At 68.4% G+C, this 25831-nt stretch carries 19 protein-coding genes and 3 pseudogenes; 10 read left to right on the top strand and 12 right to left on the bottom strand.

Annotation, left to right across the window (positions count from 1 at the left end; all coding sequences use genetic code 11):
* Window positions 1–304 precede the first annotated feature (304 nt).
* Window positions 305–918 (bottom strand): annotated as a pseudogene (locus tag ABZ855_RS30540) (SDR family oxidoreductase); the annotation flags it as partial.
* A gap of 15 nt (window positions 919–933) precedes the next feature.
* Between ABZ855_RS30540 and ABZ855_RS30535 the strand changes: the two are divergent.
* On the top strand, window positions 934–1740 hold the full coding sequence (locus tag ABZ855_RS30535) for a transcriptional regulator (RefSeq protein WP_360812279.1): 807 nt from the start codon (window positions 934–936) through the stop codon (window positions 1738–1740).
* Between the two features lie 147 nt (window positions 1741–1887).
* On the opposite strand, the gene ABZ855_RS30530 is transcribed toward ABZ855_RS30535, so the two are convergent.
* The 3 genes from ABZ855_RS30530 to ABZ855_RS30520 all read right to left on the bottom strand — a co-directional run bounded on the left by ABZ855_RS30530 (window position 1888) and on the right by ABZ855_RS30520 (window position 7628).
* The gene (locus ABZ855_RS30530; protein ID WP_360812277.1) at window positions 1888–4179 is read right to left on the bottom strand and encodes a LamG domain-containing protein; all 2292 of its coding nucleotides are present in this window, start codon (window positions 4177–4179) and stop codon (window positions 1888–1890) included.
* Between the two features lie 40 nt (window positions 4180–4219).
* Window positions 4220–5155 carry a hypothetical protein gene (locus tag ABZ855_RS30525; protein ID WP_360812275.1) on the bottom strand — a complete coding sequence of 312 codons (936 nt, stop codon included), beginning with the start codon at window positions 5153–5155 and terminating at the stop codon, window positions 4220–4222.
* Between the two features lie 202 nt (window positions 5156–5357).
* Window positions 5358–7628 (bottom strand): LuxR C-terminal-related transcriptional regulator, encoded by a 2271-nt coding sequence (locus tag ABZ855_RS30520; RefSeq protein WP_360812343.1) that lies wholly within the window; start codon window positions 7626–7628, stop codon window positions 5358–5360.
* A gap of 488 nt (window positions 7629–8116) precedes the next feature.
* On the opposite strand from ABZ855_RS30520, the pseudogene ABZ855_RS30515 reads away from it, so the two are divergent.
* Window positions 8117–8269, top strand: a pseudogene (locus ABZ855_RS30515) (IS5/IS1182 family transposase); the annotation flags it as partial.
* A gap of 9 nt (window positions 8270–8278) precedes the next feature.
* On the opposite strand, the gene ABZ855_RS30510 reads toward ABZ855_RS30515, so the two are convergent.
* Window positions 8279–8494: an e9imm peptide gene (locus ABZ855_RS30510; RefSeq protein ID WP_360812341.1), complete on the bottom strand. Its 216-nt coding sequence runs from the start codon at window positions 8492–8494 to the stop codon at window positions 8279–8281.
* 78 nt (window positions 8495–8572) lie between these two features.
* Entirely contained in the window at window positions 8573–9412 is an 840-nt protein-coding gene (locus tag ABZ855_RS30505) for an alpha/beta hydrolase (protein ID WP_360812273.1), read from the bottom strand.
* Window positions 9413–9550: 138 nt separating this feature from the next.
* Here ABZ855_RS30505 and ABZ855_RS30500 point away from each other — a divergent pair, with 138 nt between their 5' ends.
* Window positions 9551–10159, top strand: a complete 609-nt coding sequence (locus ABZ855_RS30500) for a TetR family transcriptional regulator (protein ID WP_360812271.1) — start codon at window positions 9551–9553, stop codon at window positions 10157–10159.
* Window positions 10160–10324: 165 nt separating this feature from the next.
* Complete coding sequence (locus tag ABZ855_RS30495) at window positions 10325–10735, top strand: DUF4345 domain-containing protein (protein WP_360812269.1); 411 nt, start codon at window positions 10325–10327, stop codon at window positions 10733–10735.
* A 142-nt stretch (window positions 10736–10877) separates the two neighbouring features.
* On the opposite strand, the gene ABZ855_RS30490 is transcribed toward ABZ855_RS30495, so the two are convergent.
* Together ABZ855_RS30490 and ABZ855_RS30485 are read right to left on the bottom strand one after the other, a co-directional pair.
* Window positions 10878–12029 (bottom strand): ABC transporter substrate-binding protein, encoded by a 1152-nt coding sequence (locus ABZ855_RS30490; protein WP_360812267.1) that lies wholly within the window; start codon window positions 12027–12029, stop codon window positions 10878–10880.
* Window positions 12030–12220: 191 nt separating this feature from the next.
* The gene (locus tag ABZ855_RS30485) at window positions 12221–13258 is read right to left on the bottom strand and encodes a LacI family DNA-binding transcriptional regulator (protein WP_360812265.1); all 1038 of its coding nucleotides are present in this window, start codon (window positions 13256–13258) and stop codon (window positions 12221–12223) included.
* Window positions 13259–13406: 148 nt separating this feature from the next.
* Here ABZ855_RS30485 and ABZ855_RS30480 point away from each other — a divergent pair, with 148 nt between their 5' ends.
* From ABZ855_RS30480 to ABZ855_RS30460, 5 genes and pseudogenes are all read left to right on the top strand, one after another.
* The gene (locus ABZ855_RS30480; RefSeq protein WP_319202763.1) at window positions 13407–14336 is read left to right on the top strand and encodes a sugar ABC transporter permease; all 930 of its coding nucleotides are present in this window, start codon (window positions 13407–13409) and stop codon (window positions 14334–14336) included.
* The gene (locus ABZ855_RS30475; RefSeq protein ID WP_360812263.1) at window positions 14333–15154 is read left to right on the top strand and encodes a carbohydrate ABC transporter permease; all 822 of its coding nucleotides are present in this window, start codon (window positions 14333–14335) and stop codon (window positions 15152–15154) included. The genes ABZ855_RS30480 and ABZ855_RS30475 overlap by 4 nt, the downstream gene beginning before the upstream one ends.
* Before the next feature lie 55 nt (window positions 15155–15209).
* A complete protein-coding gene (locus tag ABZ855_RS30470) occupies window positions 15210–16481 on the top strand; it encodes an extracellular solute-binding protein (RefSeq protein ID WP_360812261.1) in 1272 nt (423 codons plus the stop codon).
* A gap of 90 nt (window positions 16482–16571) precedes the next feature.
* Window positions 16572–18884: pseudogene (locus ABZ855_RS30465) on the top strand (family 78 glycoside hydrolase catalytic domain); the annotation flags it as partial.
* A gap of 106 nt (window positions 18885–18990) precedes the next feature.
* Window positions 18991–19710: an alpha-L-rhamnosidase C-terminal domain-containing protein gene (locus ABZ855_RS30460; RefSeq protein ID WP_360812339.1), complete on the top strand. Its 720-nt coding sequence runs from the start codon at window positions 18991–18993 to the stop codon at window positions 19708–19710.
* A 61-nt stretch (window positions 19711–19771) separates the two neighbouring features.
* Here ABZ855_RS30460 and ABZ855_RS30455 read toward each other — a convergent pair whose 3' ends face one another.
* The 4 genes from ABZ855_RS30455 to ABZ855_RS30440 all read right to left on the bottom strand — a co-directional run bounded on the left by ABZ855_RS30455 (window position 19772) and on the right by ABZ855_RS30440 (window position 24443).
* The gene (locus ABZ855_RS30455; protein WP_360812259.1) at window positions 19772–21229 is read right to left on the bottom strand and encodes an RICIN domain-containing protein; all 1458 of its coding nucleotides are present in this window, start codon (window positions 21227–21229) and stop codon (window positions 19772–19774) included.
* A gap of 64 nt (window positions 21230–21293) precedes the next feature.
* Window positions 21294–22121, bottom strand: coding sequence for a carbohydrate ABC transporter permease (locus ABZ855_RS30450; protein ID WP_360812257.1), 828 nt, complete (start codon window positions 22119–22121; stop codon window positions 21294–21296).
* On the bottom strand, window positions 22118–23050 hold the full coding sequence (locus ABZ855_RS30445) for a sugar ABC transporter permease (protein WP_360812255.1): 933 nt from the start codon (window positions 23048–23050) through the stop codon (window positions 22118–22120). Before ABZ855_RS30445 ends, ABZ855_RS30450 begins: the two co-directional genes overlap by 4 nt.
* Before the next feature lie 67 nt (window positions 23051–23117).
* The gene (locus ABZ855_RS30440) at window positions 23118–24443 is read right to left on the bottom strand and encodes an ABC transporter substrate-binding protein (protein WP_360812253.1); all 1326 of its coding nucleotides are present in this window, start codon (window positions 24441–24443) and stop codon (window positions 23118–23120) included.
* 321 nt (window positions 24444–24764) lie between these two features.
* Here ABZ855_RS30440 and ABZ855_RS30435 point away from each other — a divergent pair, with 321 nt between their 5' ends.
* Entirely contained in the window at window positions 24765–25805 is a 1041-nt protein-coding gene (locus tag ABZ855_RS30435; protein ID WP_360812251.1) for a LacI family DNA-binding transcriptional regulator, read from the top strand.
* Window positions 25806–25831 lie beyond the last annotated feature (26 nt).

Below are 25831 nucleotides of genomic sequence, written 5' to 3'. Positions count from 1 at the left end.
AACATCGCTGTTGAACAGCGGAAGTACGTCCAGCAGGCGAGTCGCGGACGTCACGTTGTGCACGATGAGCAGGACGCGACGACAGCCCACGCGGGTGACCCACCGCTCCGCGTCCTCGCCCACCGGCACTCGCAACCGCGCCGTCCCACCTGTCACTCCGGCTCGTTCCCCTGGCTTGATCGAGTCTGTTCTTCCTGTCGTCCCACTGGATGCTATGGTCCCCGGTCGGTCCGACCCAACTCGCCCGTGAGGTCCTTTCCTGCTTACTCAGACCTGGCGCCTTGACTGCGTCCTGCCCGGCCTCGTCGAGATGCGAGACGATCCCCGTGTCCGTCACCCCCGGTTCGATGTTGGTCACCCGTACCCCCCCCGCGGCCCGAACTCGTCCCGCAGCAGCGCCGAGAGATGGGTGACCGCGGCCTTGGTCGCCCCGTACACCGCGAAGCCGGGAAGGCCGGTCTGATGGGTGGCGATGGACGAGATGTTCACCAGGTCCGCACTGCCGCCCCGCGCCGCCGCCTGTCCCAGGTCCTCGGCGAACGCCCCGGTGATCCGCAGCACCCCGGTGATGTTGGTGTCGATCGCCGTCTGCCACTCGTCGACGCGCGCGTCCTCCAGCGAACTGGTCAGCACGACGCCCGCGTTGTTGACGACCAGATCGACGATCCCGTAGGCCTCATGGATCCGCTCCACCGCGGCCGCGACCGACGCGTCGTCCGTGACGCCGGCGGCCACGGGCAGCGCCTGCCCGCCGTCCGCCCGGATCTTCTCCGCGACGGCGTCCAGCCGCTCCGCCCGCCGCGCCAGCAGCGCGACCCTCGCCCCCTGCGCGGCCAGTGTCACGGCGACGGCCTCGCCGATCCCGCTCGCGGCCCCGGTGACGACGGCGATACGGCCGGCCAGATTCTCGTACGACATTGAGGTGCTCTCAAGGTGGAAGGCCCGCCGGGGAGTGTCCCCGGCCTCGGCTCCCCCACCCTTCGCCGCCACGTGGGGCTGCCCTCGTACGGCAGGCGCCGGGTGCCCGGGCTGCGCCGCGAGGAGGTGAGCGTCGACTACTACATCCGCCTGGAGCAGGGCCGCGGGCCGAGCGTCTCGGACGCTGTCCTGGACGCCATCGCCCGGGTCCTGCGCATGAACGGCACCGAGCACACCTATCTGCGCGCGGTGGCCCGGCCGCCGAGGAAGGACGGACGCCGCCGCAGTGCGCCCCCGGGCGTCCGTCCCGGCGTCCAGCGGCTGCTCGACAGCGTGGAGCACATCCCGGCCTTCGTCCTCGATCCCGCCACACAGGTGCTGGCCTGGAACACCCTCGGGGACGCCCTGCACGGCTTCAGCCGCCTGGATCCCGCCCGGCGCAACGTCGTCCGCGAGCTCTTCCTGGAACCCGAGGGCCGCGATCTCTACCCCGACTGGAACGCGGTCGCCGCGCAGTGCGTCGCCACCCTGAGGATGAGGGCGGGTGCGCACGCCGGCGACCGGCGCATGCGCGAGCTGGTCGGCGAACTCTCCCTCAAGAGCGAGGACTTCCGCCGGCTGTGGGCCGACCACCAGGTCAGGGCGTGCCTGTACGGCGTGAAACGCTTCCAGCACCCGGTCGCGGGCCTGCTGACCCTGCCGTACGAGTCGCTGACGCTGCCGGAGTCATCGGAGCAGACGCTGGTGGTCTACACCCCGGAGCCGGGCTCGGAGACGGCGGAGCGGCTGGCCCTGCTGGGGAGTTGGGCTACCGCCCACTGACCGGGAGAAGCCGCCGCTGATCGTCGATGGGCCGCCCGCTGCGGGGCGCCGAGTGCCTCCTGGGGCAAGGATCCGGCGGCAGCAACGCGGGGGAGGGGCCCGGTGACCCGGGCCCCTCCCTGATTCACAGCTGATCCCGGTCGCCTGTCAGGCTGTGGGTGTCTCGAGGAGGATCTTGCCCGGGTAGGCACTCATCAGCGGGTCGGTGACCGAGGCCGGGGCGTTGGTGACCACCATCATCTTGTCGGTCGGGCCGTTGTAGGTGACCACCAGTCCGTATGTCGTGTCGCCGTCGGGTTGGATCGCCTGGTTGACCGCCTCGGTGACCTTCTTGATCTCGGCGACGGTGAACTGCTGGCTCTTCGCGATGGAGAGCTGGGGCCAGCTCGTCGGCGTCTGCCCGGAGGAGTCGGTCCAGTCGGTCGGTGTCTGCACGTCGAGGTCTCCGGTGTAGTCCGACGGGTAGGTGATCACCGACCCTACGTCGGGGTCGTCGAAGTACGAGATCGCGCAGTTGTAGTCGGCCAGCTCCTGCAGTTGCTCCATTCGCTTCGCGGGCGCGTCGGCCCGGTCATGGACCTGGGACGGAGTCAGGGCGTGGTCGTAGACACGGAAGTCACGCATCCGGCCCTTGAAGTACTTGTCGTTGGCGTAGAGGGACCGGCCGAGGTAGTTCGCGGTGGTCGTTCCGTTGCCGATCGAGCCGGGGGTGATGGTGACGTTGGTGTTGCGGGCCTTTTCGACGCCGTTCTCGTAGAGGATCCCGGTGGTGCCGGTCTGGGTGTAGGTGACGTGTTCCCACGCGCCGTGCGGCAGTGTGTAGCCGCCCGAGGGCTGGACGTCCTTCTTGGCCGTGTAGTCGGTGAGGGAGACCGAGGTGCGGAAGGTGTCGCCGGTGGTGAACAGGTAACCGTTGCCGTTGGTGGCGTTGGCATTGCCGAGCCCGTAGAAGAAGTACGGGCTGGTCAGGGTGTTGTCGACCCACACGTCGAAGTCGACGCTGATCGAGTTCAGTCCCTTCATGATGTTGTCCGGCATCTTGACGTAGGTGTCGGAGCCGTTGAAGCCCAGTCCCTCGTCACCTCCCAGGTCGGCGGCGTTGTTGATCCAGCCGTCGCGGCCGTGGCCCGAGGAGTCGTGGGCGATCTCGCCGACGGGCTCGTCCAGCTTGTAGTCCAGCAGCAGTCCCTGGGTGCTGCCGGCTTGCGCCGGCCGGCACAGGGGCGGTGCGGCAGGGACGTCCGTGGACCTGTCGATCACGAGTTGGCCGTCGTACTGGGTGGTCAGGGGGTCGGTGACCGCGGCCGGAGCGTTGGTCTCCACGATCACCCGGTCGCTCATCCCGTCGTAGTGGACGGCCAAGGTGTACGTCGTGTCGCCGTCGGGCTGTACCGCGGCGGTGACCGCGTCCTCCAGGGCGCTGATCTGATCGGCCGTGAACAGTGGGCTCTTCGCGGTGGTGGGGGTGGGCCAGAGCGTCGGTGTCCGACCGGAGGAGTCGGTCCAGTCCGGCGGCCGCTGAACGTTGTCGATGTCCCCGGTGTAGTCGGACGGGAAGATGAGGACCGGGCCGATGTTGGGGTCCTCGAACGCCGCGAGCGCGTCGTTGTAGGTGGCCAGGGCCTGCAGCTCCTCCGACTGCAGTTCTGTGTCGTTGGCTCTGTCCTCGACCTCGGCCGGGGACAGGGACTTGTTGTAGAGGCGGAAGTCGCGCATCCGGCCCTTGAAGTACTTGTCGTTGGCGTAGAGGGACCGGCCGAGGTAGTTCGCGGTGGTGGTTCCGTTGCCGATCGAGCCGGGGGTGATGGTGACGTTGGTGTTGCGGGCCTTCTCCACCCCGTCCTCGTAGAGGATGCCGGTGTGGCCGGTCTGGGTGTACGTGACGTGCTTCCAGGTGCCGTGCGGCAGCGTGTAGGTGCCGCCTGAGGGCTCGATGTGCTGTTCGGTGTTGAAGTCGCCGAGGGAGACCCCCGTCCGGAAGGTGTCGCCAGTGGTGAACAGGTAGCCGTTGCCCCTGGTGCCGTTGGTGTTGCCGAGCCCGTAGAAGAAGTACGGCTTGGTCAGGGCGTTGTCGACCCACACGTCGAAGTCGACGCTGATCGAGTCCAGCCCGGCCATGACGTTGTTCGGCATCTTGACGTAGGTGTTGGAGCCGTTGAAGCCCAGCCCCTCGGCACCACCCAGGTCGGCGGTGCCGTTGACCGTGCCGTCAAGGCCGTGGCCCGAGGAGTCATGGGCGACCGTGCCGGCGGATTCGTCCAGCTTGTACCGCAGCAGCAGGCCGTCGGTGATGTCGGCCTGCGCCGCGGGAGCGGTCGTCAGCAGCCCGCCGGTGGCGACCAGCGCGAGGGAGCAGGTGGCGACGAGACCGGTCCGCATCCGTCGCATGGGCGAGGTGGCCGTCCGGGTTCTCACCCCCGGCTCGTTGTTCTTCAGCATGTGGTGCCTTTCGTGTCGGAATTCTTGCGGAATTCCGAGGTCAGCGTCGGCAGAAAGTTATCGTCGAACAGCCGCGGGTGTACGGGTTCGTGGGCAGGTCGGGGACGTTCAGGTTCGAATGGAACCCGAAGTGGGAATTCGGATCGCTTTCCGGGTTGTAGAGGATCTGTGCCTGCGCGTGGAAAGGATTCCCGACGAAACGATCGAAGGCGAAGGTGACGGTCCGAGGATCTACCTCGCGGTTTTCGGCGTGCCCCGTCATTCGGTAGATGCGGACGCCGGTGATCGCCTCTCGCGGAATCCGGTGAACGTAGGCCCATTCGTCCTGGGCGGCGAACCGATGAAGCGCCGCATTCCCTCGGACCTGATCGGGGACGTACAGCGCGTTCCTCGCCCACATGGGATCGATGACGTAGACGAAGGCCTCCGAGGTAACCCGGCCGTGTTCACAGCTTTCCAGCAGGCCACGCCATGGAATGAGTCCGTATATCCAGATCCGCCCGTTCGAACAGCGTGGTTGCGCGGCCATGGAATTCAGGCGCATCATTCCACCATTGTGCGCGAACGTCTCCGCAACGGATCGCGTGCCAGTCGTCGGGATGTAGTTGCTGTTGCGATTTGGGTCGCCTCGGAGGTGCGAGACTATGTCGTCATTGCTCCCCCACGAAGTGAAGCCGTGGCGGAAGATGTCGTTCGGCAGGCGCTCGTCTCCGCGATACAGTACAGACGGGAAGCGCCGCTGGGTGACAAGATCTTCGTTTTCCAGGTTGGGGCAGGAAGACGACCCCTCTCCCGAATGGGAACCTCCAGGGCATTCGGTGATCGATACAGCCTGTGCCGATGGGGCGGCTGTCATCGACAGGAGCCCTTGGAGCAGCGTTATCGCGAGGGCGACGGCGAAGAAAGCAGCGAAGGCACGCTTCCCTTTTCTGGATCTCGTCTTTCCGCGTACATGCACTGCGGTTCGCTTGAACATGCGTCCTCCGGACTGAATGAGGAGAGTACGAGGGCATACCGGCCCGAGGTCGGCTTTTACTGAGGTGGGTATGCGTGTACCGGATGGAGCCACGATCGGGCCGCCGGTGCGTTCAGCAGCCCCGCGTCACCCGTTTGTCATGTCTGCCGTGTCGGCGTCCACGACGAGAAGGATCACAGCGGGGGGCATCCCCGCGCATGCGTCATTCGGACGGGTCGGTTACCTGGTTCTCCGCCCACCAGGTCGCGATCTGGGCGCGGCGGCCGTAGCCGAGCTTGGCCAGGATGTGGTCGACGTGGCCGCCGATCGTGCGTGGGGAGAGCACCAGAGTGGCGGCGATCTGGCGGTTGGTCATGCCCTCGGCCACCAACGAGGCCACCTGCCGCTCCCGCTGGGTCAGCGGGCTCGGGGCGCCGGCCGTGGCTCGGGCGGCCGGTTCGGCGCCGTCGGCGAGAGCGGAGGCGATGCCGCGGCCGGGGCTGTCGAGACGGCCGCCCTCCGTGAGAACCTTCTCGTACGCTGCCGGGCCCAGGGCTCTGACGACCGCCTCCTCGCAGCGCGCATGGTGCTCGGTCAGATCGGGGCCGAACACGGAGAGCTCGGTGCCGGTGTCCCGCCACAGGGCGCGCACCGTGCCGAGCAGCCGCCCCGCCCGCTCGTGGTCGTCGCCGGCGGCGCTGATCCAGGCATGCAGTTCCAGTAGTAGCGCGGCCCCGACGTAGTCGTTGAAGTCCCGCTGGATCTCCAGCCCGGCGCGGGTCAGTGCCATGGCCGCCGCCAGGTCACCGCGTACCAAGGCGTCAAGGCCCAGCACGCACAGCGCGTACGTGCGGTTCAGGCTCTCACCGTGCGTCTGCGCGATCGCGACAGCCTGCCTGGCGGTCTCGGCTCGGCCCGCGTCACCGAGGTGGGTCTGGGTGTTCGCGAGCTGGAACAGCCAGAAGACCGTAGCGGCTTCCTCTCCCAGTGCCCTGTGGGCGGCCACCGCGCCCTCGAAGAGGGGCAGGGCCTCCTCGAAGCGTCGGCAGAACAGCGCCAGCGTCCCTCGGAATCCAAGGACGTTCGCGCGTACCGCCGGATCGTCGAGCTGGTCACCCAGCTCCCCTGCCTCGGTCAGCCACTGATCCGCCGCAGCGGGATCGCCCTGCAGCAACGCCACCCAGGCGGCGGCCACCAGCGCCCGGGCCCGGGCCGAAGTGGGCTCGGGCGCGCCCGCGAGCGCCCGGTCGAGCCGGCGACGCCCCTCGCCGAGAAACCCGTCAGCGCACCAGTGGTAGCGCAGCGCCGCGGCCAGCGCCAGCTCGGCCTGCGGGTCGCCGCCGTGGTTCAGTGCCGCCAGCAGATCGTTGTGTTCGGCGCGCAACCGGGCCAGGGTCTGCTGCTGTCCGGGGCCGTACCACGTGTCGGCGGCACGTTCGGCGAGAGCCAGGAAGAAGTCGCGGTGCCGTGTCAGCAACCACTGTTCCTCGTCGGACTCGGCGAGCCGCAGTCGTCCGTAGCGGCGGATGGTCTCCAGCATCCGGTAGCGCGGCAGACCCTCCTGCTCGGTCGCCAGGACGATGGACTGCCCGACCAGCCGGTCCAGGAGGTCCACCACCTCGTCCGGGGCGATGCCCTCTCCCACGCAGACACTCTCGACCGCGTCCAGGGCGAAACCACCGACGAAGACGGACAGCCGATTCCACAGCAGCCGCTCGGCCGGACAGCACAGTTCATAGCTCCAGTCGACCAGCGCCCGCAGCGTGCGCTGACGGGGCCGCGCTGTCCGGCTGCCGCTCGTGAGCAGGGTGAAACGGTCCTCCAGGCGGTCCACCGCTTGGTCCACGGTGAGCGTCCGCAGCCGGGACGCGGCCAGCTCGATCGCCAGCGGCAGCCCGTCCAGGCCGGCACACAGCCGGGAGGCGCCGGCCCGGTTCAGGTCGGTGATCCGGAACTCCGGCCGGACGGCGGTGGCCCGGTCCCGCAGGAGCTCGACCGCCTCCTCCGGAACCGACAGCGGCGGTACGACGAGGACGTGCTCGCCCGCGATGCCCAGTGTCTGCCGGCTCGTCGCCAGCACCCGTACCTCGGGTGCGGCCGACAGCAGCGTCTGGGCCAGCTCGGCACACGCGTCGACCAGATGCTCGCAGTTGTCCAGCACGATCAGCGCCCGGCGCCCGGCCAGATACCTCGCGAGCTGGTCCAGGGCGGGCCTCGCGCCCAGTTCCGGCACCCCAAGCGCCGCCGCGGCGGCGTCCGCCACGGCCAGCGGCTCCCGCACCGGAGCCAGGTCGACCAGCCACACCCCGTCCGCGAAGGCCTTTCTCGACGCGGCGGCCGCCTCGAGCGCCAGCCGCGTCTTGCCCACGCCACCCATTCCGGTGAGCGTCAGTAGCCGGGCCGGACCGAGGACACGGCGGATCTCGGCGATGAGGTGCCGTCGCCCCACGAAGCTGGTGAAGGCCACGGGCAGATTGCCCGCTTCGGAGATCATGCTGGTCACGCCGCGCCCTCACCTTCTTCCCTTCGCTGAAAAACGCTGTCGGGGGCAACCCACCGGTCGGCCACGCGCCGCCCACGCATGCGTTACCGGCGCGGCAGCGACACCGTATCCACAGCAGATGCACAGCCACAGTGCCGCTGGTCACATGAATCCCGCCCCTGTCCGTCGCCACCGGCCGAGACCGAGTGCGCACGAGACCGGCCGGGCTGCAGTAGTCCGCTCGTTGTCCATCCGGCCCCGGTCCGCCGGTGTCAGGCTCAAGGACAGCTTCGTGAACATGCGTGACACCGGTGAATTCGTGACCCACCTGGGTTCGCCGACCGGGGTGGTCCAGCCGTGAGGTGCCGTGCCGCGCGGGAAGTCGACGACGAGCGTGGCCAGACACGTGACAGACCCGCCGCGCCCAGCGTTGTGACCGGTGCGACAGCGAGGCCGTCCGCCTGCGCAAAGGCGCGCGCGGCGGACGGCCACTGCGCTTAGACGAAGCGCGGTACAAGAAGCGCAACACCGTCGAACGGACGACCAACAGGCTGAAGCAGTCCCGGGCCGCGGCCGCCCGTTATGGCAAGCGGGGCTATGCCTTTCTCGGCACCGCAACCACCGCAGCCCTGCTGGTCCGGCTTCGGAGTTGAGGCCCGACCTCACAGAGCGATCGGCCGATATGTCAAAGCCTGATCGACTACCTCATCGGCCGAAAGGTCCCGCTCCGGCGGCCAGAAGATCAAGGCACTGACGTGCCCAGACGGGCAAGCCAGGGTTCTGCCGAGCCTGTCCAGCCAACCGGCCACATCGTCATCGGAGGCGCAGCCCGCATCCATAACACGCTGCACCAGCGCGACTGCCTCTGCGCGGGTCATCTCCACTGCACTCACCAGGCCCATTTACCAAAGCCGCCGTAGTGGGACTAGTGATCACCCGGACAGGTCTAGCCGGTCCTACTCGTCGAGGAACTGCAGGGCGTGCCTCAGGAACCGCTCGGGGTACTGGAAGTGCGCTCCGTGCCCGGCGTCGGGGTAGATCAGCAGTTGGGCGTTGGGGATGTTCTGGGCGAGGTGCCAGGAGTTGATCGAGGCGATCATCACGTCGTTGGTGCCGTTGAGGACCAGCGTCGGCTGGGTGATCGCGTTCAGATAGGCGTAGGGGTTCTCGCCGGGCAGGGGTTCGGCGTAGGCGGCAACTGCTTCGAGTTGCGCCTGTGCGACTTCGAGGGAGCTCGGCGGGTCCTGGTCGGTCCGCTGGTGGCGGCGCTCCCAGAAGGCCCGGCCCGCTTCGACGGCGGCTGGCGAGCGGCCGAAGAACAGGAAGAGGAAGTCCTCCACGGTGGGGACCGGGTTCACCGCCACCTCGGGCACCTTGGGGTCCATCGTCGGGTCCCCGCCCCGGAGGCCGGTGCCGACCAGGATGAGCTTGCGCACCAGTTCGGGGTGGCGCAGCGTGACTTCCTCCGCCTGCCAACCGCCGATCGAGAAGCCGAGCAGATCGACCTGTTCCAGCCCCAGCGCCCGGATGACCGCGGCGATGTCGTCGGCCATGTCCTCCATCCGATTGCGCGGTGTGCCGGACGAGGAGGCGATGCCGCGCCCGTTGAACAGGATGACCTCGCGGCCTTCGGCCAGACCGTCGGTGAGCAGGGGGTCCCAGTGGTCCATGCCTCCGCGGAGGTGCTGGACGAGGAAGATCGGGACGCCGGAGGGCTTGCCCCAGCGCCGGTAGGCGAACCGGTCGCCGTCGACCTCGACGTACTGGGTCGGTGCGGTCAGATGCGTATCACTCATGGCTTGAGCCTTTCTGGAGCGGGTGAACGATACGATGACGGTCGTAATATAAAAAGTCAACCTCTTAGATGTGGATCGACATCTATGTATGCTTGGCCTTCGATCGGCGAGCGTCGACCGTGGAAAGGGCGGCTGGACATGCGCGTGAGCAAGGCGCAGGCGGAGCAGAACCGCGCGCACATCGTCGCCACAGCCGCCGGGCTGTTCCGCGAGCGCGGCTATGACGGTGTCGGCGTGGCGGAACTGATGGCGGCCGCCGGGTTCACCCACGGCGGGTTCTACAAGCACTTCGGCTCCAAGGCCGACCTGATGGCCGAGGCGTCCGCGAGCGGGCTCTCGCAGATCGCGGCACGGGCAGAAGGCGTGGGCCCCGCCGAGTTCGTCGAGAGCTACGTCTCCCGGGAGCATCGTGACGGGCGTGGCGACGGCTGCACCATCGCGGCCCTCAGCGGCGATGCCGCACGTCAGCCGGCGGACATCAAAACAGAGTTCGCGGCCGGGATCGAGAGCGTGGTGACGGCCCTTCAGGTCCCAAGTGGCCCGTCGGGGGGTGCGGAGCAGCGGGCGGCCCGCGCCATGGTGATCGACATGCTCGCCCATGCGGTCGGCGCGATCATGCTGTCGCGGGCATGCCCGGACGATTCTCCGCTGGCGGACGAAATCCTCGAAGTCTGCCGCAAGGAGATCCTCGCCTCACTGGCACACGGCAGCAGCGACCGGCAGGCGGCAAGGAACTCAGACGCCTGACCACAGCAGACCGACGCAGGCCCACCCACCCACCCTGCCGAATGTCTCACCCCCTCGGATCCACCCCGATGCCGGCCATGCCGGCCCCTTCCCGTACCACGAGCAGTTCGTGGCGCATGTTCTGGAGCGTCTTCGATGAGCTCCCAAAACGGAAATCTCAGAAGAATGAATCTGAAGAAGTTGGTCCTTGGTTCCGCGGGCCTCGGGATCGCCGTGATCGGGTTGGTCTATCTCTTGGCTCCGCACCTCTTGCTCGACGTCTACGGGGTCGACATCCAGTCGCCGTCGGAGGCGAACATTTTCAGGAGCGGTTCCGGGTCACTGTTCGTAGCCCTGGCGATCTTGTTCTTCCTGGGAGCCGCCAACACGCGTTACACCAGGACTTCGCTCGTCACGCTGTTCACCTTCATGAGTGGCCTGGCTGTGGGGCGCCTGGTCAGCTTCGTGGCGGATGGGTGGCCCCACGCGGTGCTGATCGCCGTTTTTGTCGTCGAGGCTTTCTACGCCGGCGCTGCGGCCTATGTGTTGCGGGTGGAGGACTCCGCGTCGCAGCTCTCGACGGCGGCCGAACGCTGATCCACTGACGGCGGGTGTGGGTCACGTGGGCGGACGGCGGCGACACGGGCGTCCTGCGGAACAGCGACGCGCCGACCGCCCCTCCGAAGCGGCGATCGGCGCATCCGTCCGTCCCTAGGGCGATCGGCGCATCCGTCCGTCCCTAGGCGCCCGGGTGCAGCCCCAGCCAGCCGGGTGTCGGGTCGCCCTTGACCTCGCCGAAGTACAGAGCGAAGGTCTGCTTCCAGCGCTCCACCTCGGCGCGGTCGGACATGAAGCGGGGGAAGCCGTCCACGTAGGCGTTGGGGTACTCCCAGATCGGCTTCAGGCCCGCCGGGGGAGTGACGTCGGTGCGGACGGACCAGCCGTTGAAGGATCCGTTCTGCATCTCCGTCGACAGCTGCCAGTTGAGGAACAGCTTGGCCGCCGTGGAGTTCTTGGCCTGCTTGAGGACGGCCATGCGCTGGCCCCAGGCCATGAACGGGTGCCCGGTGCCGATGGCGAACGTCACGGGAGAGGTGCCGACCGCGGACCCGGCGGTGCCGACACCGATCGTCTTCTGTCCGCCGAAGACGGCGTCGCCGGGAGAGTTGCTGCCGCGGGCGAACTGCACGTCCTGGGCGGCGAACCTGGCCACCCAGTCCCAGCCGTACTTCCGGGCGTACAGCGTGAAGAGGTACAGCACCGCGTCGTCGTCGTGCGGGAAGGCGGAGGCTATCTTGCCCTTCCACTTCGGGTCGACCAGGTCGCGCGGGGTGAGCGGGGTCCTCGAACCCACCGCGGCCGTGTTGTACATGAAGCTGAAGGCGATCGCGCCGGTGGCCACCCACGCGCCCTCCGGGTCCTTGAACCCGTCGTAGACCTTCGAGAACCCGGCGGGCTTGTAGTGCAGCAGACGGCCCTGCCGCTTCCAGCGGTCGAAGTCCTGCAGGGTCTGGAACTGGACGACGTCCGGAACGAGGGTGTCCGTCGCGAACTGGTTGTCGACGCGGACGTCGTGGTACTTGCTGTAGTCGACGATCAAGGTCAGGTCGATCTCGGGGAAGCGGGCCTTGAAGGCCGCCTTCGTGCCGTCCTGCTGGGTCGGCGTGTCGCCGCCGGCGTAGACGACGAGCTTGCCGCCCTCCGCGAGAGCGGCGCGGTAGAGCTCGTCGAGGGTCCTTCTCTCCTCTCCCCGGGGGTTGTCCCGGGTGGCGCCTCGGGAGTTCGCGGGGGAGGCGGTGGCCGGAGCGGCGTTCGCGGCGACCCCGCCGACACCGAGGGCGGCGCCCGCTCCGGTGGCGAGGACGCGTCGTCTGCTGAGGAAGCTGGACATGCTGAGGAGACCTCTCTGCTGGGGGGTGGCGTAGTGAAGCCGTCCGGTGCTGGAGGACGGGTCCGGGCGCCGGGCAGCTCCATTTTTGCCACGCGAGCCACGGATGGGCAACGTTTCCCACGAGGGGAATCCCACATTCAATCGAATGGTTGAACGACCCCCGCGGCTTCCCCCTCGGCTTCCCCCTCGACCTACTCCGGCGGCCGTCCCGTCGTCCGGCGCGTGACGAGGGTGGGCGACAGCCGGACCTGGTCCGTGCGTTTGTGCCGGTCGGAGATCCGCTCCAGGAGCAGCCGGGCGGCGTTCCCGCCGATCTCGTGGCCCGCCTGGTCGACGCTGGTCAGCGAGATCGGGCCGAGCGCGGCGAAGGTGGTGTTGTCGTAACCGGCCACCGAGATGTCGCCGGGAACGGAGAGCCCGGCCTCGTTGATCGCCTCCAGGGCGCCCATGGCCACGATGTCCGCGCCCGCGAACACGGCCGTGGGAACCGTCGGGCGCGCCAGCAGTTCCTGTGCGCCCCGGTAGCCGCCTTCCTGGGTGTAGGTGGTGGAGACCACGTCGATGTGGTCGGCCAGCCCGAGTGTCCGCATGGCCTGCCGGTATCCGTCGGCGCGGCGGGCGTTGGGCATCTCGGCGAGGCGCGTCGGGTCGGTTTCGTGGTGCTCGATGTGGGCGATGCGGCGATGCCCGAGTCCGGCGAGGTGTGCGACGGTCAGGTGCGCGCCCTCCACGTCGTCGTCGACCACCGTGTCGTACAGCTCGGACGAGCCGTGCCGGCCGACGACGACGGTCGGCACGGAGGAGGCGATGTGCTCGAGGTGGGGGCGGGGTGAGACGGGCGCGACCAGGATGAGGCCGTCCATACCGCGGTCCACCATCGCCTCGGTGACCCGGGCCTCCTCCTTCTCGCCGTTGCAGCCGGGGCCCAGCAGTACCTGGTACTCCGTGTCCCCCAGCCAGTCGGTGATGCCGTCGAGAACCTCGGGGAAGAAGGGGTTGCGGATGTCCGGGAGCATCACACCGATGGTGTACGTCTGCCCGCGCAGGCCTCTCGCCCCCGCGTGCGGCCGGTAGCCGAGTTCGTCGATCGCGCGGCGGACTTTCTCGCGCATCTCGGGGCTCGCCCCGTACGCGTTGCGCAGCACCTTGGACACGGCGGTGGTGGACACCTGGGCGTGGCGTGCGACATCGACGATCGTCACGCGACGACGCCGAGCTGGTGGCTCCATTCGATTCCTTTTTCCGCTGGGAAACGCTGACGCCGAGTCTACGGAGGGCCCTTGACGTCACACAGGACGCTCTCTAAGGTCTGGCCACGACCTCGTGGGTAACGTTACCCATCGAGTCGTGAACCGATTCGCGGAAGGAGGTGTGCTGGTGACCGCGGCCCCGTTCGAGCAGCTTCCGGACACCGAACCGGCTCCCGGTGTCCGGCGGGCGCGAAACACCCCGCCCTGGTGGTTCGCCCTGCCCGCGGTACTGCTCTTCGCCTTCGTCGTCCTCGTGCCGAGTGTCCGCGGTGTCCACTACGCCTTCACCGACTGGGACGGCCTCGACCCCCACTTCTCCTTCGTGGGGCTGGACAACTTCTCCGAACTGCTCCGTGATCCCGACGCGACGCAGGCCATCCGGCACACACTGGTCATCGCCGTGTCGATCACGGTCATCCAGAACGCGCTGGGCCTGCTGCTCGCCCTCGGGGTCAACTCGGCCATCAGGTCCCGCAACGTGCTCAGGGTCCTGCTGTTCGCCCCGGCCGTGATCACCCCGATCGTCACCGCCTACCTCTGGCGCAACCTGCTCGGCCCCGACGGCGCGGTCAACAGCCTGCTGGGCGCGGTCGGACTGGACGGGCTGCGGCAGGATTGGCTGGGCAGCCCGACGGTCGCCCTGTGGTCCGTCGTCGGAGTCATCGTCTGGCAGTTCGCGGGCTACTCCATGGTCATCTTCCTCGCGGGACTCCAGTCCGTACCCAAGGAGGTCCACGAAGCCGCCGCCATCGACGGCGCGGGTGCCGTCCGGCGCTTCTGGTCGGTCACCCGGCCACTGCTCGCTCCGGCCCTCACCATCAACCTGATGCTGTCGATCATCGGCGGGATCAAACTCTTCGACCAGGTCTACGCGTTGACCGGCGGCGGGCCGGGACACGCGACCGACACCCTCTCCACGCTGATCTACAAAGACGCCTTCACGCTGGGGGAGTTCGGCTACAGCATCGCGCTCGCGGTCGTCCTCACGATCATCGTGGCCGTCGTCTCGACCGGACAGTACGCCGTGCTGTCGCGCAACGAGAGGGCCACCTCGTGAGCCGCTACCGCGGTCGTACGTTCGCGCTGGAACTGACGATGATCGCCATCGCCCTGGTCGTGGGCTTCCCGGTGTACGTCCTGGTCAACCTGGCCGTGCGGCCGGCGTCGGACACCTCCTCGCCGATCAGCCCCACCACCTCGCCCACGCTGCACAACTTCACCGAGGCCTGGCAGCAGGGCGCGCTGGGCGGGGCGCTGCTCAACAGCGTGCTGGTGACGGCGTGCAGCGTCGTGATCGTGCTCGCCGTCTCCTCCCTCGCGGCGTTCCCGCTGGCCCGCGCGACACCACGCTGGTCCCGGGGCACGTACCTCGGCTTCCTGCTGGGCCTGGTCCTGCCCTTCCAACTCGCCTCGCTGCCCCTGTACCAGACCATGCGCGACCTCGGCCTGCTCGGCACCCCATGGGCCCTGGTCCTCTTCTACTCCGGCCTCCAGGTGCCGTTCACCGTCTTCCTCTACGTCGGCTTCCTGCGCGCCCTGCCCCGCGACTTCGAGGACGCGGCGCTGATCGACGGGTGCACACCACTGCAGGGCTTCCGGTACGTGGTCCTGCCGATGCTGAAACCCATCACCGTCACCGCCCTGGTGCTCAACGCCGTCGCGGTGTGGAACGACTTCTTCACCCCGCTGCTGTATCTCAGCGGCAGCGACCGGCAGACCATGCCGGTCGCGATCGCCGGCTTCGTCGGTCAGTACGTCACCGACTGGAACCTCATCTTCGCCGCTCTGGTGATCAGCGTCCTGCCCGTCCTGCTCGTCTACTTCGTGCTGCAGCGCAGCATCATCAACGGCTTCGCGGGAGGACTGCGGGGGTGAGCCCCGACGCCCGACCGTCCCCCATGCCCGGTGGCTCTTCCCCGAGAAGGACATCATGAAGACACGCGCACTCCCCCTTCTGATCGCCGCGACGACCTCGGTCGCCGTGCTGGCCGCGTGCAGCGGCGGCACCAAGACCGGCTCCGACAGCGGCTCGGGCGGCTCCCGGACCCTGACGCTCGCCTCCATCGACCAGGGTTCGGTCGAGGACGTCGTCAAGGCGTTCGAAAAGGCCAACCCGGGCGTCAAGGTCCGCTACACCACCAGCGGCGCCGACCAGTACCAGCAGCAGATCCGCACCCAGCTGTCCTCCGGGACCGCGCCCGACGTGATGTCGGTGTGGCCCGGCAACGGCAATCCGGGCGCCACCTACACCCTGGCCAAGCCCGGCTATCTGCGCGACCTCTCGGACCGGCCGTGGGCGGCGACGCTGCCGGAGGCGATCAAGAGCGTCGCCCAGTACGAGGGCAGGACCTACACGGCGGTCTTCGGGCAGAACGGCATCGGCGCGGTCTACAACGAGCAGGCCATGACGAAGGCCGGTCTCACCCCGCCGGACACCTGGACCGACCTCCTCGCCTTCTGCCGCGCCGCCAAGGCCAAGGGAACGCCCGCCTTCGCCCTGGGCAACCAGGACAACTGGGTGACCCAGCTCGTCCAGTACGCACTCGTCGCCACCACCGTCTACGGCGACGACCGCGACTTCGACCAGAAGATGCAGGCGGGGCAGGCGACCTTCGCCAAGTCGCCCTGGCTGACGGCCCTGGACAAGTACCTGACGATGGAGAAGACGGGCTGCTTCCAGAAGGACCCCCTGGGCACCAACTACGAAGCCAGCCAGAGCCTCGCCGCGACCGGAAAGACGCTCGGCATCATCCAGGGCAACTGGGTGATCGCCCTCCTGGAGCAGAAGAACCCCCAGGGAACGTTCACCCTCCGGGCGCTGCCGGCCACCGACGATCCGTCGAAGACCCTCATACCCGCGGCGGCGGGCGCCGGATACGGCGTCAACGCCAAGGCGAAGAACGAGGAACTCGCCCTGAAGTTCGTCGACTTCGTGATGTCCCCCGAGGGCATGAACCTGTTCGTCAAGAAGCAGGGCGGACTGCCCAGCCTGTCCGACACGGGCTTCGTCGCGAGCCCGTCCCTCGCCCAGCTGTCCGAGTTCGTGAAGGCCGGTCGGACCGTGCCGTTCATGGACCAGCTCTGGCCCAACGCCAAGGTCCAGCAGACCATGCTCAGCGGTCTCCAGGAGATCTTCAGCGACCAGAGCACGCCGGAGAAGGTCCTGGCCGAGATGGACAGCGACTACGAGTCCGGCAGCTGACCGACGCGCCGTCGGCCACCCTCTGTGGCCGACGGTGATGCGCAGCAGCCGACTGAGACGTTCTCATCGATCGCATATCGGAGGTTCGACATGCCCGATGTCCCAGGTGGAGCAGAGTTGAGCCGCAGACAGGTGGTCACGACGATGGCCGTATCGGCGACCGGGTTGGCACTGCCCGCCCAGACGGCCCACGCCGGTCACGAGGACGACAGACGGGGGGCGAGGGTCACCGGTCTGACCGTCGACGGCCGTGAGGACGAGCCCCTAGGCGTCGACAACCCCGCACCCCGACTGGGCTGGCGGGTGGTCGGCGCCGGCGCGGGATGGACACAGTCCGCCTACCGGATTCGCGCGGCCCGCACGGAGGCGGACCTCGACCGGGGCCGTCTGCTTTGGGACAGCGGCACGGTCCGCTCCTCGGCCCAGACCGACATCGCCTGGCACGGCCCTGCCCCGGCCTCCCGCGACCGGGTGATCTGGCAGGTGCGGGCCTGGGACCACCACGGCAGGGCGACACCGTGGAGCCGGGCCGCGTCGTGGGAGATGGGCCTCCTCAAGCGCGCCGACTGGGGCGAGGCCCGCTGGATCGAGTACCCCGGCCGCAGCGTCGACCAGCCGCTGCCCCTCCTCGCCCGCGCCTTCCGCGTGGACACGGGCCGGGGGGACGTCGTCCGGGCGCGGTTGTACCTGTCCGGCGTAGGACTGCAGGTGGCGTGGCTCAACGACAGGCCCGTCACCGACGAGGTGCTCGCTCCGGGCAACTCCAACTACCAGCTCTCCACCGAATACCGGGCGTACGACGTGACCCGCCTCGTCCGCCCCGGCGCCAACACCCTGGGCGTCGAGCTCGGCCACGGTACGGCGCTGGTGACCCGGTCCGTCACCAACCCGGCGACCGGCCGGACCGCCCCTTACAGCTGGTGGCAGAGTCAGTTCAAGGGCAGCGGCAGCCTGGTCGTGCCCGCCGACCCGGGTGCCGTCACCGTCAAGGTGAACAGTGTGGCCAACTACCACGTCGGCGGCACCGTCAACATCGACACCGGCGACGGCGGTGTGCGCCTGGAGTCCCGCACCATCACCGCGATCGGTACCGCGGGCGCCGACGGCACCGGCATCACCTTCGAACCCGGTCTCTCCCACGGCCACGAGAGCGGAGCGGCGGTCACCGGCTCCGGCAACTCCCTGGCGAGCACCGACCCGAGCGCCGGCGCGGCCGTCTCCCCACGTCTCATCGCCCGCCTGGAACTCACCAGGACCGACGGCAGGGTCGAGACGGTCGTCAGCGACCGCTCGTGGCGGGCGGCACTCGGCCCGACCACCACGGCCAACTGGTACTCGGGTTCCGACTACGACGCCCGGCGCGAGCAGCCCGCCTGGACGGCCCCGGGCGCGGACCTCGGTGCGTCGGCGAAGCGGCGCGACGGTACGGCCGTGGGCTGGGTCGGCGCGGGAATCGCCCCGCCGCCCAACCTGACCACCGAACTGGTCTGGCGCGTCGCCGAACCCCTCAAGGTCGTCGACAGACTCCGCCCGGTCGGCGTCACCCAGCCCCAACCAGGCGTGTGGGTCTTCGACTTCGGGCAGAACTTCGCGGGCTGGCCGCAACTCGAACTCGACGGCCCCTTGCCCGCAGGCAGCACGGTCCAGCTGCGGCCCGCCGAGTCGCTCAACGCCGACGGCACCGTCAACCAGGCGTCGATCATGGGCGGTGGCGCCGCCCGCGGCACCGACGTGTTCGCCGCCTACACGACGTACGGCGACAAGCGGGGCGAGCGGTGGCATCCGCGGTTCCACTACTTCGGCATGCAGTGGCTCCAGGTCACCGGCCTGCCCGAGGGCTACATACCGACCCGGGACACGGTGACCGGACTGCGGATCCACGCGGACGTGCCGGCCGCCGGCTCCCTGAGCACGTCCGACGACCGCGTCAACCGCGTTCACCGCATGGCCCGTTACTCCATCATGAGCAACACCATGTCCACCTTCACGGACTGCCCCGGCCGCGAGAAGCTCGCCTACCCCGCCGACTACGTACAGCCCTTCGCCTCGGTGCACCGCACCTTCGGATACGCGGCCTACCTGCGCACCATGCAACGGCACCTGGCGGAGGGGCAGTCCAGGGCGGGCGCCGACATCGGCAACGTGGCGCTCAAGACCCCGGTGTACGACTGGGGTTACACCGGCCGCTTCGGCGACGAGATCAACTGGGGCAACGGCATCGTGCTGGTGCCCTGGCTGCTGTACGAGACGTACGGCGACACCCAGACGATGAGCCGCTACTACCCGCGGATGCAGGCGTTCCTGAACTGCATCAGGACCAGGAAGACCGGCACCGGGGCGAACGCCCACCTTGTCGACGCCGCCCTCGCCGACTGGATCGCGAGCGAGAACACCTCCGGCCGTATCACCGGAACCTGGGGCTACCACCAGGTCGCCGACCGGATGGCCCGGATGGCCGCACTGAGGACGGGACACGGACGCCTCCGAGTACCGCAACCTCGCCGACAACATCAGGGACGCGTTCAACGACGCCTTCTACAACTCGGCTCTTGCCCGCTACACCGCCGAGGGAGACCGGGGCGGCGCCGGGGCCACCCAGGCCGCGCAGGCCTTCGCGCTGGACGAGGGCCTCGTACCGGAGTCCGAACGCGAGAAGGTGCTGGACGCGCTGGTGGAACTGGTGCGCGCACACCAGCCGTTCGGGGGCGGGCCGCACCTCAGCGGCGGCACCCTCGGGCTTGCCCCGATCATCAGGGCCCTGCACGAGGGCGGACGCGACGACGTCCTGTGGGACGTCCTCCAGGAGGACACCCGGCCGAGCTACGGCTACTTCATGGCACCCACCACCGCCAATCCGCAGGGCCTGACGACCGTGCCCGAGGAGTGGGGCATGGGCAACTCCAAGAACCACATGATCCTGCTCCAGATCGAGGAGTGGTTCCACGCCGGAGTCGTCGGCATCCGCCAGGCGCGCGGCGGGGCCGGTTACCGCGAGCTGGTGATCGACCCCCGCCCGGTCGGCGACCTCACCCACGCCGAGGGCAGCTACCGCACACCGTACGGCGAGGTGTCCGCGCGGTGGGCCCGGCGCGACGGCCTGTTCCGGCTGGACGTGGAGCTGCCCGCGAACACCACGGCGCAGGTGCTGCTCCATTCGGGAGGCCGCGACCCGCACAGCGTCGGCTCGGGGAGGCACACGTTCATCACGGGTGATCCTCTGGCCGGCTGAGGGGTCGCAAGAGGGGAGGCGCGTCCATGGCACCGGTCGGTGCCGCGGACGCGCCAAGGTCTCAGACGAGGAGCCACTGCTGGTTCGTACCCGTGTTGCAGCTCGACTGGCTCAGGGCCGCGCCGTTGGCGGTCGATCCTCCGGCGACCTGGAGGCACAGCCCGCTGTTGACGTTGGTGAAGGTGACATAGCCGCCGATCACCGATGTCCTGCGCCAGAGTTGGTGCGTGCCGCCGTCGCAGGTCCACTGGTCGGCCGTCGCACCGTCGGCGGTGGAGCCGCCCGGGATCTCGAGGCACTTGCCGCTGTTGACGTTGACCAGGCGGTAGTTGGAACCGCTGGGCGTCGGGACCCACCCCTGGTTGGTCCCGGCGTTGCAGTTGCCGTTGTTCACGGCACCGCCGTCGGCCGTGCTCGCGAACCAGACGTCCGCGCATCTGCCGCTGTTGCGGTTCATGAGGTGGTTGTCGGCGGAGCCCAGCGGGGCGGCGAGTACGGGCCACCCGCCGGTGAAGGTGACCTGGCGGATGTCGAGGGCCTCCCGGCCGGAGTTGTTCCCGTCGTAGTAGTGGTAGGCGAGGAACTTGGACGTGCCGTCGTCGTAGGCGTCCGCACCGCCGGCGGCGACCTTCGGGTGGGCGCCCGCGAGCACCTGTGTTCCTCCGCCGGACGCCATGTCGGTGCCGTTCTGGTCGAGGTAGGGGCCGGTGATGGCGGTGGACCGTCCGACGACCGTGTAGTAGGTGCTGTTGGTGCCGCTGCAGCACAGGCCCTTGGAGCCGAACAGGTAGTAGTAGCCGCCGTTGAGGACGATGGTCGGGTTCTCGATGCCGACGGCGATGTGCCAGAGGTTGTTGTCGCTGGTGGACAGCTTGCCGGTGGACTGGTCCAGGACGTGCATATAGGTGCCGGAGCCGGTCCAGGAGCCCCAGGAGACGTACAGCCGGCCGTCGGGTCCCCAGTCGACGTTGGGATCGATGGGGTAGTTGACGTCGGTGACCATGCCCTGGTCGGTCCAGGGGCCTTCGATGCTGGTGGCGGTGGCCAGACCCATCACCGCGTACGAGGTGCCCCAGAGCGAACCGGCGTAGTACAGGTGGTACTTGCCGTTGAAGTACTTGATGTCGGGGGCCCAGATGTTCGGGGGCGTCGAACCGAGCTTGCCGGCGATCCAGGACGGCGTGGACTCCCAGACGTTGCCGATCTTCGTCCAGCCGGTCGCCGCCGTGGCGTCGCACGTCCGGCGCTCGGTGATGGAACCGCTGGGATTGAGCGGGTCGTTCTCGAACCCGGTGGAGAAGCCGTAGTAGCAGTTGCCCACCTTGATGACGGACGGGTCGTGCATACGGATGTCACCGCCGAGCGCCTGCGCCCGCCCGGCCGAGACCAGTCCGAGGACGGCAAGGGCGGCGGCCAGCAGGGCAGTGAGGAGGGAACGGTGTCGCGTTCCGGGTGTCCGGGTTCCGTGCCTCCGGGGACGGAGGCCTTCGACATGCAGGCCGGCATGGGGGCTGGTCACACGAGACTCCTTTGTATCGGTGAGGTGTTGGTACTTGGCACTTGGTACGAGGGGCGCCGGAGACTCAGCCCTTGACCGCCCCCGCGGTCATGCCCGCCACGATCTGCCGGTTGAAGAACAGGAACATGATCAGCGGCGGCACGGTGATGAGCAGGATGTCCATGAAGAGCAGGTTGTAGCTGGTGCTGTACTGGCTCTGGAAGTTGAACAGCGTCAGCTGGACGGTGGCGTTCTGCTCACCCGGCAGGAAGTACAGCGGGTTGGTGAAGTCGTTGAAGACGGCGACCGACTGGACGACGATCACCGTCACCACGACCGAGCGGAGCATCGGCAGGACGACCCGGAAGAAGAGCCGCAGCGGAGAGGCGCCGTCGATGATCGCGGCCTCGTCGAGTTCGCGCGGGATGGTGGCGATGAACGCCCGGAACAGCAGGATGGAGAAGGACAGACCGAAGGCGACCTCCACGAGGATCAGCCCGGGCAGTGTGCCGAACAGGCCCGCCTTCTGCAGGACCCAGATCGTGGGCACGACGGCCGGCGGGATGATCAGCCCGGACAGGACCAGGAAGTTGATCAGCCCCGTCCAGCGGGTGATCCGGCGCTGCAGCACGAACGCGACCATCGCGCCCAGGACGACCATCGCCGTCACGCTCGTGACGGTCAGGATCACGCTGTTGACGAACGCGATGACCAGGATGTAGTCCCGCGCCTCCACCACCTGGACGAAGTTGTCGACCAGCTGGAAGTGGCGTGGCCAGGAGAAGTCGAGCTGCGACGCCTGCTGCGGATCCTTCACGGCCGTGAGCACGATGAACGCGAACGGCACGACGAAGACCACGAGGCTGACGGCGGTCGACAGGAGGCCGAGCCAGGTGCCGGTGGACTTCTTCATCGCTGCACCTCCTTGCGGGCCAGGAAGCGGGACAGCGGGACGACGACCGCCGTCACAACCAGGAAGAGAATGACGTTCCCCGCGGTCGACAGGCCGTAGAAGCCCGCCTGGTACTGCTTGTAGATGACGGAGGCGACCACGTCGGAGCTGAAGCCCGGTCCGCCGCGGGTCATCGCCCAGATGAGGTCGAAGGAACGCAGCCCGCCGATGAGCGACAGGATGATGACCGTGGACGTGGCCGGCCAGCTCAGCGGCAGGACGACGTTGCGCAGCAGCTGCCACGAACCCGCGCCGTCCAGCCTCGCCGCCTCGTAGTACTCGTCCGGGATGGACACGATGCCGGCGATGTAGATGACGGTCGCCAGACCCACGCCCTTCCACACGTCGACCAGCGCCACCGAGAACAGGGCGAGCGAGGGATCCGTCAGCCATCCGGGACCGTCGACGCCGATCACCGAAAGGGCCCTGTTGATGGCCCCGGTGGAGGGGTCCATGAAGGCGGTGAAGGTGATGCCGATGCCCACCGTGCTGACCAGCACCGGGAAGAACACCACCGAGCGCAGATAACCACGCGCTCGGATCTGACTGGTCAGCAGGATCCCGAGGAGAAGGCCGATGACGACCTTGAGTCCCGAGGTGACGACCGCGTACAGGAACGTGTTGACGAAGCCCTTGACGAGGGCCGGTTCCTGGAAGAAGTCGGTGTAGTTGTCCAGACCGATGAAGGTCGACTTGAAGATCGTCCACCTGGTCAGGCTGAAGTAGAACGACGCGAGGGTGGGGACCAGGAACAGCACCCCGTAGACGGCCGCCGCGGGCAGATAGAACCAGGTGGGATAGGAACTGCGCGTTCCGGGGGAGCGGCGCGCCCTGCTCGCCGATTCCCGCTGTGTGGCGGGCGGTTGCCCGGCCGGTACGACTGTGGTCATCGTTCGACCTCTCTCGGGTGCCTCCCCGCGCCCGTCGCCGAAGGCGGGGAGACACTGACGTGCGTTCCTACCAGCCCGGCAGACCGAGCTGCTGTGCCTGCTTCTCGGTGTCCTTGTCGTACTGGGCCGCCCCGGTCTTCGCGTCGGTGATGCCGGAGCCGACCTGGACGCTGATCTGGTCGAGGCTCGGTCCCTTCACCGGGGACAGGAACTCCAGCGCCGGGCTCTGGGCGCCGCCGGTGAAATAGGCGGCGACGTCCTTGGTGATCGTCGGTACGTCCGTCGGCAGGGTGCAGCCCTTGACCAGGTAGGGGCCGGTCGGCGTCGACGCCTTGGCCTGGGCCGCGCAGCCGGCCGGGCTCGCCGCGAACGCGAGGAGCTTCTTGACCGCGGCGAGCTTGTCGCCGGTGGTCGTCTTCGGGACGTACAGGGCGTTCGGGAACCACGCCGTCAGGCCGTTGGTGGCGGCGTCGTCCCCGGGCAGTGCGAAGAACCCGATGTCGTTGAGCTGGTCCGGGTTGCTCGTCCTGATGCCGCTGATGACGGTGGAGAGCATCGGGTACTGGGCGCCCTTGCCGGTGGCCAGCATCTGCAGGCCCTTGACGAGGGTGGCCGACGCGTAGTCGGAGTTCTGCAGCTTCAGGTCGTGGATCTGCTGGAGGTGCTCGAAGCCCTTGAACGCGTTCGCATCGGTGGCGAACTTCGCCTTGTCGGCGGTGTAGTCCTTGACGAAGTCCGGCTGCGCCGCCGCCACGTTGTGGAAGTCGCCCAGCACCAGCAGCTGGGAGGTCCAGGTGTCCTGGTAGGTCTGGATCACCGGGGCGATACCTGCGGCCTTGATCTTCTCGCTGTTGGCGATGAAGTCCGCCCAGGTCCTGGGCACCGACAGGCCGAGCTTGTCGTAGACCTTCTTGTTGTAGAGGACGCCGCCGCCGAGCGCCGAGCCCAGCGGGACGCCGTAGGTCTGGCCGCCCACCGTGACCTGCGGGAGGAAGGACTCGTCGAGGTTCTTGACATACGGGTCCTGTGTGATCGGGGTGAGCGTCTTCGTCGGGTCGATCTGCTGGAACAGGGATCCCACGTTGTAGACGAAGAGATCGTCCATGCTGTCCGTCTGCAGCCGGGTCTTGATGAGGTTGTCGCCCTCCGTACCGCCGGGACGCGTCTCCACGCTCACCTTGATCTTCGGGTTCTTCGCCTCGAAGGCCTTGGCCAGCTGTTGCGCGGACTGGAGGTTGTCGGGCGCGTTGTCGACGAGCAGCTTGATCGACGTCGCGTTCCCGCCATCGTCGGCGGAGCCGAGCGAACCGGCGCTGCAGGCGCTGAGCACGAGCGGCAGAACGGCGGCCGCGGTCACCACGGCCCTTCTCTTGGCGGGAGTGCTTGACCTCATGGTTGTTCCTTCGTTCGAGCGGCTGTGAATCGTTTCAGTGGGGGTGGTGGGGTCCGGTGCGGTAGGGCTGCGGGTGGAGATGGGGCATGGAGGGCCGGCCTCTTGATCCTTCGCGGCGGCCGTGCGTCGGGTCCTTGGCGGTCCGCCGTGGTGTGGCCGTCCGTTCGGCCGGTCGTGGCGGGCCTTTCGTGTAACGTGCCACGAACGGAATGCCCCAAAGATTGAGGCGAACCGCCCGGAGCCGTCAAGTCATCTGCGAGTAACGTTCCGGAAACGCCGAAGTGGGGCGGGGCGATCATGACAACGGAGGTGGGGATTCCCATGCGATCTGCCGGCGGCTCGAAGAGGGTGACCATCGCCGATGTCGCACGCAGTGCGGGCGTGTCGACCTCCGCCGTGTCGAAGGTGCTGACCAACGCCTATGGCGTCAGCCCGGCGATGCGCGAGCGGGTGCGGACCGCGATGGCCGAGCTGGGCTATCGTCCGCACGCCGCCGCCCGCGGTATGCGGGGCCGCACCTTCACGATCGGCATCCTCCTCGCGAGCATCCGCAACGCCTTCTACGCCGACCTCCTGGAGGGGGTCGACGCCACGCTGCGCACCACCGAGTTCACGGTGTTCATCGGCTCCAGCGGCTCCGCCGAGAGGGACGACCAGACAAAGCTCATCCACGCCATGGTGGACCGGCAGATGGACGGGCTGATCCTGATCGCCCCCGCCGTCGCCCGGGAGGAGGTGGTACGCATCGCTGCCGACGTGCCGACCGTGGTGATCGGCCATCACGACCCGTCGCCGGCGTACGACAGCGTGGTCAACCAGGACGGTCTCGGCGTGGATCTCGTCATCGACCATCTGGTAGGCCTGGGGCACCGGGACATCGCCCACCTGTCGCATCCGACGGTGCGCGGCACCCAGTGGCGCCAGCGCCCGGAACACCATGTCAGGGCCGCCTACGACGAGGCGATGGCCCGGCACGGCCTGGCCGACCTGGCCCGCGTCGTGAACTCGGGGTACTCCGACGAGGGTGGCTACCGCGGCGCCATGGAACTGCTCACGTCGAGACGACCCCCCACCGCGATCTTCGCCGGCGCGGACGTCGCCGCCACCGGAGTCTTCCGCGCCGCCGCCGAACTCGGCCTGCGCATCCCCGGGGACCTCTCGCTCGCCGGGTACAACAACACCTCGGTGGCCGCCCTCGCCCCGGTCAGCCTGACCAGCGTGGACCAGGCGGGAGCGATGATGGGCGAGACTGCCGCCCGGCTCCTGGTGGAGCGGATCGAGAAGAGCCGTGACCGTGCCGTCGTGACGGCCTCGACCCCGCACCTCGTGGTGCGCGGCAGCACAGCCCCGCCGCGTCCCTGAGCGCGGCGGAATCGCGGATCCAATTT

Source organism: Streptomyces sp. NPDC047042, from assembly GCF_040644035.1.
In the GTDB taxonomy this organism is placed as follows: Bacteria; Actinomycetota; Actinomycetes; order Streptomycetales; family Streptomycetaceae; genus Streptomyces.
The sequence above is the reverse complement of the archived record's forward strand: the minus strand, read 5'-3'. Positions and strand labels throughout refer to the sequence as shown.

Coding starts and splice junctions, on each gene's coding strand:
- ABZ855_RS30530 (WP_360812277.1), bottom strand. CDS start 4,179: ATGCTGAAGAACAACGAGCCGGGGGTGAGAACCCGGACGGCCACCTCG.
- ABZ855_RS30525 (WP_360812275.1), bottom strand. CDS start 5,155: ATGTTCAAGCGAACCGCAGTGCATGTACGCGGAAAGACGAGATCCAGA.
- ABZ855_RS30520 (WP_360812343.1), bottom strand. CDS start 7,628: ATGATCTCCGAAGCGGGCAATCTGCCCGTGGCCTTCACCAGCTTCGTG.
- ABZ855_RS30510 (WP_360812341.1), bottom strand. CDS start 8,494: ATGACCCGCGCAGAGGCAGTCGCGCTGGTGCAGCGTGTTATGGATGCG.
- ABZ855_RS30505 (WP_360812273.1), bottom strand. CDS start 9,412: ATGAGTGATACGCATCTGACCGCACCGACCCAGTACGTCGAGGTCGAC.
- ABZ855_RS30500 (WP_360812271.1), top strand. CDS start 9,551: ATGCGCGTGAGCAAGGCGCAGGCGGAGCAGAACCGCGCGCACATCGTC.
- ABZ855_RS30495 (WP_360812269.1), top strand. CDS start 10,325: ATGAATCTGAAGAAGTTGGTCCTTGGTTCCGCGGGCCTCGGGATCGCC.
- ABZ855_RS30490 (WP_360812267.1), bottom strand. CDS start 12,029: ATGTCCAGCTTCCTCAGCAGACGACGCGTCCTCGCCACCGGAGCGGGC.
- ABZ855_RS30485 (WP_360812265.1), bottom strand. CDS start 13,258: ATGGAGCCACCAGCTCGGCGTCGTCGCGTGACGATCGTCGATGTCGCA.
- ABZ855_RS30470 (WP_360812261.1), top strand. CDS start 15,210: ATGAAGACACGCGCACTCCCCCTTCTGATCGCCGCGACGACCTCGGTC.
- ABZ855_RS30450 (WP_360812257.1), bottom strand. CDS start 22,121: ATGAAGAAGTCCACCGGCACCTGGCTCGGCCTCCTGTCGACCGCCGTC.
- ABZ855_RS30445 (WP_360812255.1), bottom strand. CDS start 23,050: ATGACCACAGTCGTACCGGCCGGGCAACCGCCCGCCACACAGCGGGAA.
- ABZ855_RS30440 (WP_360812253.1), bottom strand. CDS start 24,443: ATGAGGTCAAGCACTCCCGCCAAGAGAAGGGCCGTGGTGACCGCGGCC.
- ABZ855_RS30435 (WP_360812251.1), top strand. CDS start 24,765: ATGCGATCTGCCGGCGGCTCGAAGAGGGTGACCATCGCCGATGTCGCA.